The sequence below is a fragment of the Mesotoga sp. genome, assembly GCF_035363035.1.
Taxonomy (GTDB): Bacteria; Thermotogota; Thermotogae; order Petrotogales; family Kosmotogaceae; genus Mesotoga.
Genome location: NZ_DAOSEH010000058.1, coordinates 1 through 15949, shown reverse-complemented (window position 1 = coordinate 15949; position 15949 = coordinate 1). Strand labels below are relative to the sequence as shown.

General features: G+C 49.0%; 14 protein-coding genes. 10 read left to right on the top strand and 4 right to left on the bottom strand.

The window, feature by feature from the left end; translation table 11 throughout:
• The 4 genes from PKX57_RS08820 to PKX57_RS08805 form a co-directional block, all read left to right on the top strand.
• Positions 1 to 452: hypothetical protein (locus PKX57_RS08820; RefSeq protein WP_472416848.1), on the top strand; the 452-nt coding region annotated here is incomplete at its 5' end.
• Positions 453 to 469: 17 nt separating this feature from the next.
• Positions 470 to 958 (top strand): GNAT family N-acetyltransferase, encoded by a 489-nt coding sequence (locus tag PKX57_RS08815; protein WP_472414913.1) that lies wholly within the window; start codon positions 470 to 472, stop codon positions 956 to 958.
• A 4-nt stretch (positions 959 to 962) separates the two neighbouring features.
• Positions 963 to 1337, top strand: coding sequence for a VOC family protein (locus PKX57_RS08810; RefSeq protein WP_213919793.1), 375 nt, complete (start codon positions 963 to 965; stop codon positions 1335 to 1337).
• Positions 1334 to 1993: a cyclic nucleotide-binding domain-containing protein gene (locus tag PKX57_RS08805; protein WP_213919792.1), complete on the top strand. Its 660-nt coding sequence runs from the start codon at positions 1334 to 1336 to the stop codon at positions 1991 to 1993. Before PKX57_RS08810 ends, PKX57_RS08805 begins: the two co-directional genes overlap by 4 nt.
• Before the next feature lie 19 nt (positions 1994 to 2012).
• Here PKX57_RS08805 and PKX57_RS08800 read toward each other — a convergent pair whose 3' ends face one another.
• Positions 2013 to 2882 carry a GNAT family N-acetyltransferase gene (locus PKX57_RS08800; protein WP_214075699.1) on the bottom strand — a complete coding sequence of 290 codons (870 nt, stop codon included), beginning with the start codon at positions 2880 to 2882 and terminating at the stop codon, positions 2013 to 2015.
• A 314-nt stretch (positions 2883 to 3196) separates the two neighbouring features.
• Here PKX57_RS08800 and PKX57_RS08795 point away from each other — a divergent pair, with 314 nt between their 5' ends.
• Together PKX57_RS08795 and PKX57_RS08790 are read left to right on the top strand one after the other, a co-directional pair.
• A complete protein-coding gene (locus tag PKX57_RS08795) occupies positions 3197 to 4372 on the top strand; it encodes a GNAT family N-acetyltransferase (RefSeq protein ID WP_472414911.1) in 1176 nt (391 codons plus the stop codon).
• A gap of 101 nt (positions 4373 to 4473) precedes the next feature.
• On the top strand, positions 4474 to 5139 hold the full coding sequence (locus tag PKX57_RS08790) for a prolyl oligopeptidase family serine peptidase (RefSeq protein WP_213919789.1): 666 nt from the start codon (positions 4474 to 4476) through the stop codon (positions 5137 to 5139).
• On the opposite strand, the gene PKX57_RS08785 is transcribed toward PKX57_RS08790, so the two are convergent.
• Positions 5131 to 5478 (bottom strand): hypothetical protein, encoded by a 348-nt coding sequence (locus PKX57_RS08785; protein WP_213919788.1) that lies wholly within the window; start codon positions 5476 to 5478, stop codon positions 5131 to 5133. The genes PKX57_RS08790 and PKX57_RS08785 overlap by 9 nt on opposite strands.
• A 404-nt stretch (positions 5479 to 5882) precedes the next feature.
• Between PKX57_RS08785 and PKX57_RS08780 the strand changes: the two genes are divergently transcribed.
• Genes PKX57_RS08780 through cas6 form a run of 4 tightly spaced genes read left to right on the top strand, consistent with a single transcriptional unit; the run spans position 5883 to position 12949 of the window.
• A complete protein-coding gene (locus tag PKX57_RS08780; RefSeq protein ID WP_472416846.1) occupies positions 5883 to 9824 on the top strand; it encodes a DNA-directed RNA polymerase subunit beta in 3942 nt (1313 codons plus the stop codon).
• Entirely contained in the window at positions 9821 to 10726 is a 906-nt protein-coding gene (locus PKX57_RS08775; protein ID WP_472416844.1) for a hypothetical protein, read from the top strand. The genes PKX57_RS08780 and PKX57_RS08775 overlap by 4 nt, the downstream gene beginning before the upstream one ends.
• Before the next feature lie 5 nt (positions 10727 to 10731).
• Positions 10732 to 12150, top strand: a complete 1419-nt coding sequence (locus PKX57_RS08770; RefSeq protein WP_472416843.1) for a sigma 54-interacting transcriptional regulator — start codon at positions 10732 to 10734, stop codon at positions 12148 to 12150.
• Positions 12151 to 12169: 19 nt separating this feature from the next.
• A complete protein-coding gene (cas6, locus tag PKX57_RS08765; protein ID WP_472416841.1) occupies positions 12170 to 12949 on the top strand; it encodes a CRISPR-associated endoribonuclease Cas6 in 780 nt (259 codons plus the stop codon).
• A 220-nt stretch (positions 12950 to 13169) separates the two neighbouring features.
• Here the strand turns inward: cas6 and PKX57_RS08760 are convergent, their stop codons facing one another.
• Both PKX57_RS08760 and PKX57_RS08755 read right to left on the bottom strand, forming a co-directional pair.
• Positions 13170 to 14219: a CRISPR-associated protein gene (locus PKX57_RS08760; protein WP_213921289.1), complete on the bottom strand. Its 1050-nt coding sequence runs from the start codon at positions 14217 to 14219 to the stop codon at positions 13170 to 13172.
• On the bottom strand, positions 14207 to 15949 hold a 1743-nt coding region (locus PKX57_RS08755; protein ID WP_472416839.1), incomplete at its 5' end, for an HD domain-containing protein. The genes PKX57_RS08760 and PKX57_RS08755, both read right to left, overlap by 13 nt.

The window sequence follows — 15949 nt, the reverse complement described above, 5'->3', positions numbered from 1 at the left end:
GAGAGATCATGGAGGAGTTGAGAAAGGCCATCGAGAAATCTATAAAAGGTTACGTGAGAAACGGGCAGTGCAGCCTCGCATTCGAAAGGCTTCAGAAGATATACGAAAACTCGCGTGCTTTCAGGGGCTTTTTCGAAGGTTTTTTCGATGCCTCTCTGCTCAACGAATTCATAGGGAACGCCTGCCCGGTGAAGATCACGGAGGCGGCTATCGGTACGATGCGGGATTTCATTCTCGACAATCTTTCCATCGACAAGAGCTTCCTCGCCGATACCGCGGTTCGCCTATCGAACCTCGAATCGACGGGGATCAAAAGAACCGCGCTCGAGATCTTCAGAGATCTTCTATCGCGTCTAGACGCGATGAGTAAAACCTGTACGCGCGATAAAAAGATAGAATCGAACAGGACCAGGGAAATAGTGGAGAAGGAAATCTTCGAGAGACTGGCATGAGTCTTTTGGGAGGTCTTATGGTTAAACTGGAAAACATGTCGCCGGCGGATTTCGATGCGTACCTTGAAAAACTCACGGCCAATTATGCAAAAGATAACATTCGATCCGGCAGATGGACCAGAGAAGAGGCTCTGGAGAAATCGATGAACCAGATAAACACTCTCCTGCCGCGGGGAATCGACACACAGGATCACGTTTTTTTCAGCATATTGGATGAAGGGACCGGCGAAAGGGCGGGATATATCTGGCTCAATATCGCCCCCGGAGAAGGTCCGAAGAAAGCCTTCATATACGATCTTATAATATTCGAAGAGTTCAGAAAAATGGGGTACGGCCGTGCCGCCCTCGCCGCCCTGGAAGAGTACGCGAAAGAAAAGAGAATAGCCAGCATCTCGCTCCATGTGTTCGCCCACAACGCGGCGGCGGTTTCGCTTTACAGGAAAATGGGTTACGAAGTCACCAGCATGAACATGACAAGGAACGTATCGGATGCGCAGGAGGGATAGGACCGTGGCGAAGAGAAATAGCCCCATAGTTTACTGGGAAATCAACGCAAAAGACGGGCCGGCCCTGGCGGAGTTTTACCGGGATGTCTTCGAATGGGAGAGCTCTGTGGACGATACCGGGTTCTATTCATTCAAGAGCGGAAGCGCCGGAGGCATAGACGGCGGAATCTTCACCGGCAAAGGGCTTCTCCCGCCCCACAGGGCCCTGTATATAGAAGTCGAAGATATAAAGATAGTTCTCGAGAGAGTTGCCAGGCGCGGGGCCGAGATTCTACTGGGTCCGTTCGAGTCGGGTAACGCGATTCTCGCCTTTTTCAGAGACCCAGAAGGCCACATGCTGGGTCTGATAGAAAGAAAACGGATCGAGAGCGTGAAATGAAACCCGGCGAGAGCCCTTTCTTCGCTTCACTGAGCGGAGATGAGCTCGACACTCTTTTGAAGGCTTCGAGGACGGTCTCCGTAGAAAGGGGCGAGCTCCTCTATACCACCGACGATCTCTGCGATTGTCTCACAGTGGTACTCTCGGGCGGTTTAAAAGTGTCGAAGCTTCTTCCATCGGGAAACGAACAGATCATAAAGTTCCTCGGGGAGGGCGATCTCCTCGGCGAGGGCTTCGTCTTTTCGAGAGGCCCGTACCGAACGAACGTGGTCGCCGAAAGACCTTCGGAAGTCCTCGAGATCCCGCTCAGGGTCCTGCTGAAGGCCTTCAAGAACGAGCGGTTCCTCCTGAGCTTTCTGGGCAGCCTTTCCGAAAAGATCGACAACCTTTCCGACCTCATCGAAATACTTTCTCTCAGAAAGGTAAGACAGAGAGTGGCCATGTACCTGATCGATAAATCCACCCGCGAAAATTCGGAAACCTTCGCTCTCGACAAAACCAGGAGCGAAATCGCCGGCGGTCTTGGAACCGTCAGGGAAGTCATTTCCCGCGCCTTGTCGGATCTTCAGAGAGAGGGAATAATATCCCTCGAGGGAAGGAAAGTGAAGATACTCGATCCGAGGGCACTCGAGAGAATCCTGCCCGGCAAATACTGAGCCTGCCGATCTGATAGAATCATGGATTCAGATTCAGCCCGTAGCAGATCCTGGTGTCGACCTTCGTGAACCCCTCCTTGAGGTACAGAGAAAGGGCCTTCTCGTTTTCGGCGTTCACGGAGAGCACGCTGTCCAGACCTAATCGCTGCGACAGTTGAACGGCCCTGCGCAACAGCGTTCTACCCAATCCCCTACCCTGGTACTCAGGCAGCACGGCTATCGGCCCTATCTCTAGCATTCCGTCTTCGGTTATTTCACTGAAAAAGAGACCCGCGGGAGTGCCTTCAAAGTAAAGCAACTGAATACCCTCCGCCGGAATGTTGTACTTTTCGATCATCGCCGAGACCCACTCAGGTCTTATATCGATATGGCCGGCGATCTTCTTGAAAGCGCTGTTGACTATACGGCAGTAGAGTTCTCTGTGTTCTCTCTCGTTAAAGGCCACGAAGCTAATGCCTTCTTGAACGGGGATTTCAAAATCCGTCATTTTTCTCTGCATGACAAATGAATAGCGTTCGATCTCGAAGCCCAGCCTCTCGAGCACACGCTGGATTTCCGGCCCGGGCGGAACGAAGAGATAGACGCTCCTAACCGCTTCCGTAGCTTCGGCAAGGATGGCTTCGAGCAAACCCCTGTAACCATCCAGTCCCGATTGAGTGGAGTGAAATATCATGAACCTTCCCTTCCTGGCTCTCCTGTAGCGCTCTTCCAGCATGAGCGAAGAGGCGCCGCAAACTCTCCGATCTTCATCGTAGAGCAAATAGGAAGGATGATCATCGTCGATCGCGAAATCATCTCCGGGGAGATACGAATCATCGTGTTCTCCTCCGTACTTTTGGCAGTAGGAAAGAAAATCCTTCAAATTTCCTTCAGTTAAACGTTCTACCAAGTTCGCCGCCTCCCTCTAAGAACGGTTGTTGGTTGTGCGTTGTAGGTAAAAGCAGGATACCATACAGAATCACAGTCTTCATGACGAGAAGATTGTAAGACTGTCATCGCGCGAAAAACCGGGACTGACAAATCTCTTCATGTCTGTCCCATTTTTCGCGTCAGTCAGTCTCTCTCTCCTCATCTCGTGGTCCTTAACCAACAACGCTCGACAGTTCTTTCCGCTCTTCCGGGTAGTTTTCTTGCGCTTCGGTCTTCATGATACAATGTTCGTCGTGACACATATGCAACAAATCGAGAATAGGGGGAGATAAAGTGATTTTCAAAGAAATATCCGATTACAGGGAAATGATCGAGGTATCGGCTCTGGCCTTTTCCTTCGAGAAGAGAGACCGCGACGAACTGGAAGAACTCTTTGAGCAGCTGGTCGAGGGGGGCCGCTTGCTTTATGGAACCTACGACGGGGAGACCCTGGTGGCCGGATGTGTCGTATATCCTTACAGAATGAGGTTGAGGGAAAGCGCAGTTACGATGGGCGGAATCGCACTCGTCTGCTCGAGGCAGGACTACAGGGGCAAGGGCGGCGTCAGGCTGCTTCTGTCGGCCACTCTGGAGTCCATGAGAGATCTCGGTTATCCCGTATCGGTTCTTTATCCCTTCCAGAGGGACTTCTACAGGAAGTACGGCTGGGAGGTCTTCGACAGGTGGCAGCTGATCAAATTCTCGCCCTCAAGCATAAGGGATTTCGATTCCGGCGACATCGACGCCCGGGATGTGGCCTTCCCCGATGAAGAATCGATAGAGTTTTACCGGCGCTACGCCTCCTCCAGTTATAATTACGTCTTGAGGAACCAAACCGACTGGCGTGACAGGCTATCGCCAGTATGGTCCTCCCAGGTCGCCAAGAGAGTGGTCAGGTTCACCAGACAAAGCGAAGTCGTTGGGCTGATGGACTACTCGATCAACCTGGACCGGAAAGAAGGCAGTTACTTTCATTCCATCCTTACCTTTGTGAGCAAAGACGAGAAGGTAAGACAGGCCATGTTCTCGTATATAAAGAGCCTCTCCCATCAGGTCAACAAGATCCATCTCTTCGGGCCCATGAATTGCGAGATCTGGCCGTATCTTTACGACAAACCCGACGAATGCCAGTTGAGAGAGGGATCGATGATAAGAATAGTTGATATCATGAAACTCGACGGCTTGATGCTCGACAGCCCGGACGTCAAAATCGCGCTCAAGATCGAAGACGCGCAGTGTCCGTGGAACGTCGGCGGCATCATGCTGGAGATACGGGACGGGGTGCTGAACCTGACAAAAATCCCCGAAGAAGAGGCGCAGCTGGAGATCGGGATCGGGGCGATTTCGACCGTTATCGGCGGAAGAGAGTCGTTGAGGAGAATGGTGGAACTGAAGATGGCAAGAATCCTGAAGGATTACAACGGCGAGGACATACAAAAATGCGATGTCTTCATGAACGAGCCTTTTTGAAAAAGGAAAGCGGCGCATGACTTTGCGAGAGTATATGATTTTATCGGCTCGCCGGGAGTATTGTGTTATCCTCTAAATTAAGACCGAGAGGAGGTGGAAGAATGGAGCTTCATCCTTCGAGAGTGGTTTTCAACTTGAAGAGATCGCTGGAATACTATCTATCGCTACCTTTGCAATACGATCAGATAGAGGACGACTGGCCGCTCATACTGTTTCTCCACGGAGCCGGCGAGAGGGGAAACGATCTATCGCTGGTGAAAAAGCACGGCATTCCCAGAGTCGTGAACGAGATGGAGGACTTTCCATTCGTGACGGTATCGCCGCAATGCCCGGAGAACGACTGGTGGTTGAACAGGCTCGAAGACCTGAAGTACCTGATAGACACTATTGTCGAACAATACAGAATCGACGAGTCCAGGCTCTATCTCACCGGCCTTTCGATGGGTGGATTCGGCACATGGCACATGGCGGTCGAATACCCGGAGACCTTCGCGGCGATCGCACCGATTTGCGGCGGGGGGTTGGGCATACTGGGCTTCCCCGAACGGGTGATTGAGATAAAGCACATCCCGGTCTGGGTCTTTCACGGCGAAAAGGACAACATCGTCCCGGTGGAGGAGAGCAGAGTGCTTGTGCGGGAGCTGAAATCGGCCGGCGGCAACGTCCAGCTGAAGATATATCCCGAAGCAGGACACGACGCCTGGACAGAGACGTATTCGAACCCTGAGCTCTACGAATGGTTCATGAACAACAGAAGGTCAGCTTGATTTCATCTTTATCGGAACGATAATCGACCGGTCGAAGGAGGAACCCGAAGCTTTCAGGCGCCTCGATCTGAGGCCTGTATAGTAGCTTCTCGCATTCTGGAGAGCCTTTCTGTACATGTAGAACGAGTAAAGCCAGATGGCGCCGACCAGAGCCCATATCACGATCAGCAGTGGAAGCAACCAACCGAAGCCTTCGAGCCTTTTGCTCGCGTTCATGAAACCGAAAATCCCGTATATGGAGACCGGCGTAACCACTGCCAGCAGGACTGAAGCCCTTATGAAATTGTTCCTTATCCGGTTTATTTTAGGTCTTCCACCCCGTTTCAGGGCAAAACTCATAGAACTTCACCTCCGTACGTCTTTCACATTCCATAACAATTATACACGCTTCACTTTATCCGGGTTACCCGATAAGATCTCTCCAGGTAAAGATCTCAACAACTTTGAGACAGCCCGAAAGACACAATTGTTCAACAGGGAACCACACCACACACTCCTATTGCCTGATCTAAACAGCCCCTCTTCGGCGGGGCGTGTGTTAGTGCAACCGGCTCCGGCGTCACGAACAGGTTGAGAAGACTGGAGTTTACTTCCCATTGTAAAATAAAAAGGTGCGAAGCAGAGTATTCATGCCGCAATGTCTGTGGAATATTTTTTATACTTTCTAGGATATTTCATTTCAAATAGATATAATTGTGTTACCGGGAACGGATTAAGCAGTTGATTAGTCGGAGGTTTGCGCAATGAATACTCTTAGTTTCTCGCTGGAGGAAATTTTCAAAGGAATCGGTAGCTTTCTGAAAGACCGTTACCCCACTCTCTTCGATAAGTATCGTCCGAATCTTGAAGTGATTGAACGGCTGGTAGAACCGGAGCGTTCTTCTCTGGTCCGCTTTTCTTTCAAATACAATGGAAGACACGAGGAGATTCGCTTCAAATGTCTCGAGCCGGATTCGAGGGGAGTATATTACATGGATGAAAATAAATACTCCTCGCCTCTGGTTCTTGTGAGAAAGTCGAGAGAGGAAAAGCTGAGCGAACTCGATCTGGAAAAGCATTTGGCTATTCCCGGGTATTTTCTCTCTCTGGCTTTGAAAATGGCCGATGTACTGATATATCTTTCCAAAAACGGGGAATCGGGGGATATAGAAAAAGTAAAAGACGCCGCCGAATGCATATTCAATAGACAGAAATCCGGTGTGAAGTACCACCGGCTGGAGCCTTCAGGGAGAAGCGATGAAAACAAAATAAGCGATCGGAAGGGTGAAGATAGTCACGGCAAATTCATCTGGATAAAAGTTCCGGTTTTGTTTGAACTACAAGACTCCAACGATTTGCTCAAGATATCCGATCTGAGAAAGGTGGTTGTCCCGGGAGATCGTGTGCCTGAATCCATGAGGCGTCCCCATTCATCGCATATCGGGAAGCTCGATCTTCTCGAAACACCCGAGTCGGAGCAGATCGGAATGACACTGTTTATGGCCAGCGGTGCCTCCTACGATGCCGAAAAACTCGAGATAATCGAGTCGAAAGATTGTAAGGAAGGCAAATTCAGCCCTTCTACAAGGATGGTTCCTTTCATCATGTATTCGGACGGCACCAGAGTCACGATGGGCGGGAAGAACCTCAAGCAGGCGATCAGGGTAGTCGGTAGTGAAAAACCCTTGATAACCACTCCCGTGTACGACGAGATCGACATGAACATAGGCGTCAACGCCCTCGTCGGTTATGCGCTGTACTGGGGATTGAACTTCGAGGACGGTATCGTCTGCTCTGAAAGCTTTGCCGAAAAGATGGCGATAGACGAGGTCAGATCCATGACTTTCCAGGATTTCGTTCCCGTGACGCCCGACAGCAAGGTCAAGGTAGCGGGTAAATCGAAAATCGTCATCGAGAGCGAAAAGGCCGGAATAAAAGTGGAATACGCTTTCAGGTCGTCGGGAAGCGAAGTTGGAAAGGGAGACTGGCTCTTCAAAAGAGAGGTATTTCAGAAAAGAGAGAAAGGCTGGTCGAAGATAAAAGGCTCTTACAGCGCCGAGTGTTATAGCTCTCTCTATCCCGGAGTGATCCAGTCGAACGCGAGCACCGATCAGATAAGACTGAGAAGGTTTCACAAGATTATAAAGGAGGATATGAAGGAAAAAGATCTCTCCGATACAGGCATGGTCGAAGTAACAGTGAAAATCGGTACCAGGAAGCCTCTGGAGGTCGGCGATAAAATCACCGGGCGACACGGCAACAAGGGAACGATATCGAAGATCCTGCCGGACAGTGAAATGCCTTCCGTAGAACTGAAGGGACAGAGAAGACCTCTAGACCTTATTTTGAGCCCTTTCGGGGTCATAACCAGAATGAACCTGGGGCAGCTCCTGGAAACGCAAAAATCGCTGGAAGGTGAGTATGTCGATGAACCTTTTAAACCTCTGGATATCGCCGAAAAGCTCAAAGAAAATCAGCCGCAGCTTTTTCTCAGTTTTCCGGACGGAAAATCCTTCAAAGCTACCGTGGGTTACCAGTACTTTGTAAGACTCGACCATTGTGTGCGGGATAAGCTTCATGTTGTCAGCGAAGCTCAGGTTTCTCCTATCACGGGCCAACCGGTGAAAGGCAAGCGCAGAGACGGTGGTCAGCGGATCGGAGAGATGGAATTCTGGACTCTCTTCGATCATAATACTATAAACACGATAAACGCCCTTTCGATTACGAACACCGAAGATCCCTCGAATTTCAAAGAGGATTATTTCTGGACATTCAGGGCGCTGGTAAACACTTATAAAGATGTAGATCCCCAAACGATAGCAGAGCCGTGTTCCATACGCTTCCAGAAACCCAAAGAAATAGATGTAAAAGAGAATTGTTCGGGCAACGAGAAAGAGAAAAAAATCGCTGCCAGAAAGAAATTCCTGCGTGGAATTCGACCCTCCAAAAAAGAAAAAAACCCGGGTTCCGCCAAAAAAAAGCTCGAGAAGAAATACTTGCTCACGAAGAACGGTTATTTGCGAAAGTATATGCTCGGCAGGAGAATTCATTACTCGGCCAGGGCAACTATAACACCCGTCACGGATATAGATATCGACCACGTTTATCTGCCCCTGGAAATGGCCCTGGAGTGGCTGAAGGAGCTGAAAGAACTGAATGTCGATCCTTCAAACCGCCCCGCCGCGGCCGCCAGGGCGACCGATCTGGCCAGAGAGAAGGGGCTCGTGGTGCTTTTGAACCGCCAGCCTTCGCTGCACAAACACAGTATCAGCGCGGCAAAGCCTTTGTTCTGGGAGCACAGAACCATCGGCCTGCCTATAATGCTTTGTGAGGGGTTTGGGGCCGATTTCGATGGAGATACCATGGCCGTTTATTTGCCGATAGATCAGGGCGAGTATACCGGAGAAGAGCTTAAGAGAATGCTCCCTTCCTTCTCTCCGTACAGAGTAGGCAACGGCGAACTGGTGTACTCCATCGATCAGGACCTCGTGTACGGAGAGTATGTCCGGTCGGGTTTGAAAAAGTCCGAAGTCAAAAATGAAGTCCTCAATATCGTTCGGAAAGCGAAAAATTTGCCCGCCGAACTCTTGAAGTGGCAGAAAGAAACTCTGGATGCGTCGATGGATTCGACATTGAGCATATCTTTCGCCGAGCTCGCGACGCTTTCAGGTAACGCCAAGAAAATAAAGGAATCGGGCAGCCGGGGAAAGGAAAAGAATTTTGAGGAGATACCGAAGTTTGCGAAGGGTTTGTCGAACGATGAGTACATAGTCAGACCGGGAGACTTGGACCCTGAGCGGACTATCGCGAGTCGATCGAGGGCCGGACTGATGGACAAAAAGCTTCACGTCGCCCAGGCCGGTTACTTCACCCGTAAGATGGTGGAGTTTCTTTATCCCCTCCGCATAAGCGAAATCGATTGTGAAACAGAAGAGGGTATTAGAATCGACCGGGCAGATTTCGAAATGTTTGCGCGGTGCGGAGTGGACTTCTCACGCTTCTTACTGGGGAGGTACGTGAAAAGGCCGGAAGATGAAGGCTGGAGACTCGTTACCCGGGATGATGTCAAAGAATACGGGGATAGCGATCTTATCGTCAGGAGCCCCGTAACTTGCCGGGCGGTTGACGGCCTTTGCTCCAAATGCTGCGGGTTAGAGTTATCCACGATGCGCGAGCATGAGATTGGAGATTATATAGGCGTGCTGGCCGGCCATACGATAGGCGAGCGCGGCACGCAGCTTTCCATGAAGAATTTCCAGACCGGCTCGAGCGGCTTCAATATGCAAAGAGTGTCGTCGGAATTCTTCAAAAGGATCCGTCCAACGTCTGACCTCAGAAAGAGCAAGAGAAAGGAAGAGAACGAAATAGAGGACGACTATGTGGAATACATAAAGAGGCTGGCGGAAAGATCCGTAGAGGACATAATGGGTGTGAAGCCGAAGGAAGGGCAAAAGGGAACGCCTCTTTTGAAGAGTATAGACGTCAGCTCGATATACTTCGAAATACTTTTCAGACGCATGAAAGATCTGTCGCTCAGGGACGAATCTGGAGTCAAGGAATACCTTTCGAGCCTGGAGCGGGGCTTTTTCTCGGCGCTCTCCTTCGAGCGGGGGAGGGGCGGGATAGAACCTCTCGAAGGCAGGGTGATCGCTGAAAGCTCTCCGAAGGCTATATACGCGTTGTTACCGGGTGAGGTGAAGAAATGAGCACTGAAAAAATGAAAACGAAGCAGACCATTCAAACACAGGAAAAAGCAAAAGAAAAAGGCAAAAGTGACGACCGTTCCAGGATTACAAGGAGTCTCAACGATTATCCGGTGGATACTTCGGAAGAAAAAGAACCCATCGATCCGGTGGACGAGGATTCTCTTGAAAGGCCGGAGACGAACGACGAAGAGACGGCCCTTTCCGATTCTATGACGTCCGACGAGGATGAGGAACTCTTCACTTTCGAGCCAGGCGACGACCAGTACATAGCTCAAAAGAAGGTCTTGATCGAAATAGTCAGGGGCAGCCGTTTCTACTGTCTCAGAAGATACCGCAGGAATTTCTCGTACGAATTCTATTCAGAAGAAAAAGAAAAAAGAATGGCGTTCTTTGGAGAATACGTAAATAGAGTGGCGACGGTCTTGGAGAACTATCTGAACGGTTTCTACCGGTTCGAAGAACCTTCGATAGAGAGCCTGTACGAGGGTTTCGCCGCCCATACTCTGGCGGGGAAAAAACGCAAGGAAGAAACCAACCGGACCCATTTAAAATACATGTTGAAGAGCCACAAAGGCGATTACATACGTTTCAACTGCTTCACCCTACCCGGAAGGCCGGGAAAGACTTATTATCCCGGGCTCGCCTTTATCATGTTGAGGATAGCCCTGGGCGATCAGAATAAAGGTGAAGATTTGAAAGAAAAGCTAAAAGAGATAGCTTCAAATACCGATGGGAACATATATTTATCGGCAGGTATTAAACGCATCATAGAAAGGGCTATCGAAATCAACTCGCGCATCTTTTCCGAGGGCTTCCCCGACGAATGCGGAACCATTGAATCTTTCTACAATCTTCTGGAGAAAAGCGAAGGGTTTATGGGACTCTTTGAACGATTGAGGTGATTCTTTTGGCTGGAAAAGTCGAGCTTTTCATTATAAGCAAATCGCTGAAGGAAGAAGATACAGGGGCTCTGAAGAACATTCTCGAGTCCCTCATACAGAACAAGGCAGACCTCAGAGACAAAGTAGAGCTATTCGTTGAGGCCGGTTATGCAGAGGTTTCGGAAAAGGGTGAAGGATCGAAAGAAACTGTGAGGATACTTCTGATTTCAAGCGGCTATTACGAAGCGAATTGCCGGGATATGGAAAACGAGAAAAACATCTGTATGTTCTTCAAGGATGGCCTCACTCTGGACGTTGTGAGACACGCGCAAGAGTGTGGAGCCTTCGGGGTCTTCCCCGTCGACCGTTTCTACGGGGAGAAGCAGGAGTACGCGGAGATAGCCAGATTCGAGACTGTGATGAAGAGGGTTATCCGAAACAAGCTGGCGTCATATTATCCGGAAAGCGAATTCTCCAAGAGCATAGACTGGAAGGTCTCAAAAGTGGACGACGAGAAAGACGACTATCTCTCACTTTTTGCAGACACTTCAACCCACGAGACCATGGTAAAGACAAGGCAGGTGATAAGAGCCACAAGTGTTTATTCCGGATGCCTTAAAGATTTTTACGGGAAAGTCGAGAGCAATTTGAAGAAGCTGCGCGAACTCGAAACATCCGAAAAACAGAACACAAGAGAAGCCGTCGACCTGTTGAAAGAAATAGAAAAGTGTTCAACCAAAATGGAACCCTCTTTCAGAAAGCCGGTCACGATACTTCTTACGGGTCCTACCGGATGCGGAAAGACCCTGCTTGCGGAATACATAGCAAGCGAACTGGGATTTGATCTTTCGAAGAGATTCGCCAAAATCTCTCTGGTCAACACACCGGAGAACCTTCTGGAGAATGAACTGTTCGGGACCTTCGAAGGGGCTTTCACCGGTGCGAAGTTCAGGGTCGGCAAGATGGTTTCGATGGCCGGAAGCGCCGTGTTCCTCGACGAGATAGGCGAGATAGGGGCGAGCGTCCAGGCGAAGCTTCTGACTTATCTGGATGATTTGCGCGTGATTATAGACGGATACTCCGACCCACGGGGGGTGAAGATCCCCCTTCTGCTCATAGCGGCGACCAACAGGGATCTTCAACTGGAAGCGAAGCGCGGTAATTTCAGAAATGATCTTTATCAGCGTTTTTCTTACGAAATAAAGATACCGGCCCTGAAAGAAAGGATGTCAGACTTCAGGTATATGATCAGTTACCTGCTGCAGAAGAAAAATATCGAACAAAGCGCAGGGGTTGTGCGTATAAGTCTCAAGGCTATCGAAAAGCTCGAGTCGCACGACTATCCGGGCAACTTCAGAGAACTCGAACGTGTCTTGAAAACCTCGATTATGAACGCCGAAATGGATGAAAGGGACATCGTCCTTTCGGAAGACGTGGTTATCTAAAATATCATGGAGGTTTACTTTGAGAGTCAAGCTTAACTTCAGCGGTTTAAAAAATAAAGCTATTCCACGCGATCACTTCTATCAGCTATCGGGACTGGTTTACTCGATGATAGAGCAGGCGAATCCCGATTATTCGAAGTGGCTTCACGACAAAGGATTCGTCGATGGAAACAAGAGCTTCAAGTTCTTCTGCTTCTCGAGAATAATTCCCGAGCCAGGAGGCTACACCAGGGGCGGGGACAACGGCGAATTGATCGTATTCACCAAAAATGAAGGCACCCTGTACATCTCCTCGCCGGTCAGGGAGTTCATGCAGAACCTTGTGGACTTCCTGCTGCTAAACAGAGAGATAAGAGTTCTGAATCATTCGCTGCTCATCGAGAGAGCCTTTGCAACTTCCCAGGAGTTCTCCGACGGCGAAGAGCTGTTCAAGTGTATCTCGCCGATCGTATTATCTACCCGCAGCGAGGAGTACACCACCCCCACCTACCTGAGGGCCTATCAGGAGCCGGACCTTTTCGACGAATACCTCACTAGAAACGCAAAAGAAAAGCTCAAAATCTTCCACGGTATTGAAAGCGACATAGAACTGACGGTGGATAGGGAATACCTGAAGAGAACCGGCCGAAAAAGCAACTTAAGGCTAAAGATCAAAGAAGACACGGAAGTATTCGGCTCGATGGTACCCGTCAAAATCACGGGAAAGAAAGAAGAGATAGCTTTTCTATACCACTGCGGACTGGGCCAGAAAAACTCCCTGGGAATGGGGATGATCGAACTGGCGGGGAAGCGATTTTGAGAAGCGGCAAGCGGGGTCCTTAATATAATGGAGGTTGTGCGCAACAGCGCACAACCCACCACTAAAAAACGCTCTTAGAAAGCAAACTGGCCGCCTGAGGCGACTGGCTTTGAGCAGATAACCAGATTGGAAAATGGCTGCCCGCATCAGGTGTTTCACAGGAACCTTTGGCGTGTCCGCTTTCAATAATTCTAGATCTTCAGTTCTCCTTACCCGGACTTCAGAGATTTATTCTGGTTTTTGTGTAGCTCAGGCTACTTTCGTGTTGTTTTGTTTTGATATATCTCTCGTATTCGTCATGGTTAGGAAGTATGGCCGCTATTCTGAAGGGGCCATCTCCCTCTCTTATGTAGAATATCCTGACCCCTTTCGCCGGAAATTTATAGCACTGAGCATCTCCAACATATTCGTGAAGATAGTGTTCGGCTTCGGCCTCTCCCCTGAGCATCTTTCTGACATAGTCGAGATAAACAGGGTCTCTGTTTATAAATTTTTGGGCTGAATCGCTGAAGTAGATTTCGGGGTTCGAGACAGTGTACCTACCCCAAAGGATTTTTCCAAAGTTCGAGAGATAGACCAGCCCATCTTCTTCAAGCAACACTTGCGGGACAACTTTGGAGAAAAGTTCATATCCAAACTCTTCTATTGCCTCTCTGGAAGGAACACAATCGTTCTCAACTTTTTCGAAGAAAGCTGAATGTTGCTCCATTATACCGAAGTCGAAATTGATCGGGAAGGGTGGAAGATCGAGCAAGAATGGCGAGTTCTCGTAGAGATAGAATACCCTGGAATCGAAGACGGCCGCAACGATCGTCGTGTACGGGATCAGCGATCTGTATCCGGAGGTGGCATTGAAGAAGTTCTCGTAATACCACTGCTCGCCCTTGTCAAAGAGGCTGATAATCAGATCTACGTAATCTGCGATCCCCTTTTTAAAGGCTGTACTCGAATCATCTGTCAAACCTTCGACCACTCTGGTCACAACACTGATTCCCCGGGACCTGTAGAACTCGGTGAGACCTTCCATGCATGCTTTAGATACTTCGGTATTCGTTGCAATGAATATAAGGAGATCATCTTTGTCTATTCCGAAAGTCTCCAGCCCGTTGATTTCCGGGGATATCTTCTTCTGCTGATCTATTTCCATCTTCCTGATGTAATTAAGAATATTGTTGCCCGCGAGCTCTCCAACTGAATTTTCAAGCTCTCTCACCATTCTCTGCCAGATCGTCGCTCCGACGTTTGTGATAATTCTTCTTATCTTTCCCATGAGTCTTCTCCGGGCAGCTCAACGACTTCGCCGACAACGTACGGTTCGGCTTTCTGAAGTGCGAAATCTCTTCTATCCACTGCGAAAACCTTTGTCACATCGAGTTTTTTCGATTCCAGTACCTCCGAAAATTCACCTGTGACATACTGAAGGAAGGATGTTCCCCCGGCGAGATTTACTGTAATTCTGGATGTGATGTCAACCGGAAAGTCCGAGATCATTCTCTTAATGACGCCGGCGATCTCTTCAAAGCCTGTATATGGATCATCGAAGAGATAAGCTTTGATCTTATTATGATCGAAGCCGGCTTTCTCGCATATTTCCGGGAGCTTCTCCTCGCCCTTTTTCGAGGTGATGACTATTACTCTGTCTGGATTCAGCCTTTTGATAAGTGTGTAAAGCACTCCCGGGGATGTGCCGAGAGGGGTAAGTAGTATCTTCTCCGTCAATGGTGTGACCTCCATTTTTATGGTTTTTATTGCGAATTGATTCAGGCCGGAACGGACGAACTCTTTAACTATGTCCTTCTTAACGCCGTCTATGATTTTAATCACTGAATTCACGTCATATATACTTTCTCTCTCTATATTGATACTCAGGCGGAGAGTGCCATCGGTGTTTCCAAATAGGCTCTTTTCAATGAAGAACCTTGGGTAAACGTAGTTCACCATATTGTGTTTTTCGAAGTGTGGAAACTGGACAGCCTTGAAAGAGATCTTTGAAAGGAGCTTCAGCCAGTTTGGCATCGTGATCGTACCCTTGCATTCATCGATTCTCTTCCAAATCATTGGGTAGAGTGTATTCTTTTCTAGCTCACTTGCTTTCTTACTGATTGAGATTGCGAGATCTCTGTTCATTGACTTGTATCCAGAGGCTTCGAAGGATGCTCGCAGCTTGCTCACTTCACCCACAAGATCGGATACCTCACTTCTAATAGATGGTGAGATCTCCGTGTTGCTTTCGAGCTCCACACCAAGCGCTTCGATCTCGGTTATTGTTCTCAAGACGCGTGTCTTGAAATAGTTCTTCTCTACAGTTCTGTCTGACTGAACATCCGTGCCGTCAATAAACTTTAGCCATCTAGAAGCCATTATCGTTAATTTCTGCCAGTCTTCGTCGGCGAAACTAGCCGCAACCACCTTATCGAGAGGTTCTGGTTCCAGCGAAAGCATCTTCACAATATCCTTCAGCTTTCCAGGCTTGCCGGAAATGGGCATGTATTCTCTGTGATATCTGGTCACCAGTTTCACGGCAGTTTTGATGTCTTTCCAGGTTTGAGGATCACATGGGGCCTTCTCTTCACCGAAGAGCTTGAATTTATTATCATCTTCCAGCATCTGGTATGAGAGCTCATGGTGAAGATCTCTTACTACGCAGGGAAGACTGTCCAGCGGCAATATGCGACCGTCTCCAAGTTTGTAGGTTAGCTTTGTGTGACCCAGGTCATGAACGTTCATCGCTATGGCAAGCACAAAATAAAACTCATTTTTCAAGCGCTTAGGGACACCATTGAGGAAGTTCTCTTCACCAATGGTGTTTATAAGATTGACAGTGAATTCCATAAGCCTTTTGCTATGGCGCTGAGAATGCTCAACGGTCTCCGGTATCTGATCGCCAATCCATTGCAGGGACCAGACTTCTCGAATCATTTTCCGGAGGTAGTTTTTGTAGTTTTCCGTACAGCTGTAATCATTATCTAGAAGCTTCAAGAAGTCTTCGCCATAGCCGAA

What these genes read in the sequence shown, in the direction of transcription:
- PKX57_RS08815 (WP_472414913.1), top strand. Translation starts at nt 470, where the DNA reads ATGGTTAAACTGGAAAACATGTCGCCGGCGGATTTCGATGCGTACCTT.
- PKX57_RS08805 (WP_213919792.1), top strand. Translation starts at nt 1,334, where the DNA reads ATGAAACCCGGCGAGAGCCCTTTCTTCGCTTCACTGAGCGGAGATGAG.
- PKX57_RS08790 (WP_213919789.1), top strand. Translation starts at nt 4,474, where the DNA reads ATGGAGCTTCATCCTTCGAGAGTGGTTTTCAACTTGAAGAGATCGCTG.
- PKX57_RS08785 (WP_213919788.1), bottom strand. Translation starts at nt 5,478, where the DNA reads ATGAGTTTTGCCCTGAAACGGGGTGGAAGACCTAAAATAAACCGGATA.
- PKX57_RS08780 (WP_472416846.1), top strand. Translation starts at nt 5,883, where the DNA reads ATGAATACTCTTAGTTTCTCGCTGGAGGAAATTTTCAAAGGAATCGGT.
- PKX57_RS08775 (WP_472416844.1), top strand. Translation starts at nt 9,821, where the DNA reads ATGAGCACTGAAAAAATGAAAACGAAGCAGACCATTCAAACACAGGAA.
- PKX57_RS08760 (WP_213921289.1), bottom strand. Translation starts at nt 14,219, where the DNA reads ATGGGAAAGATAAGAAGAATTATCACAAACGTCGGAGCGACGATCTGG.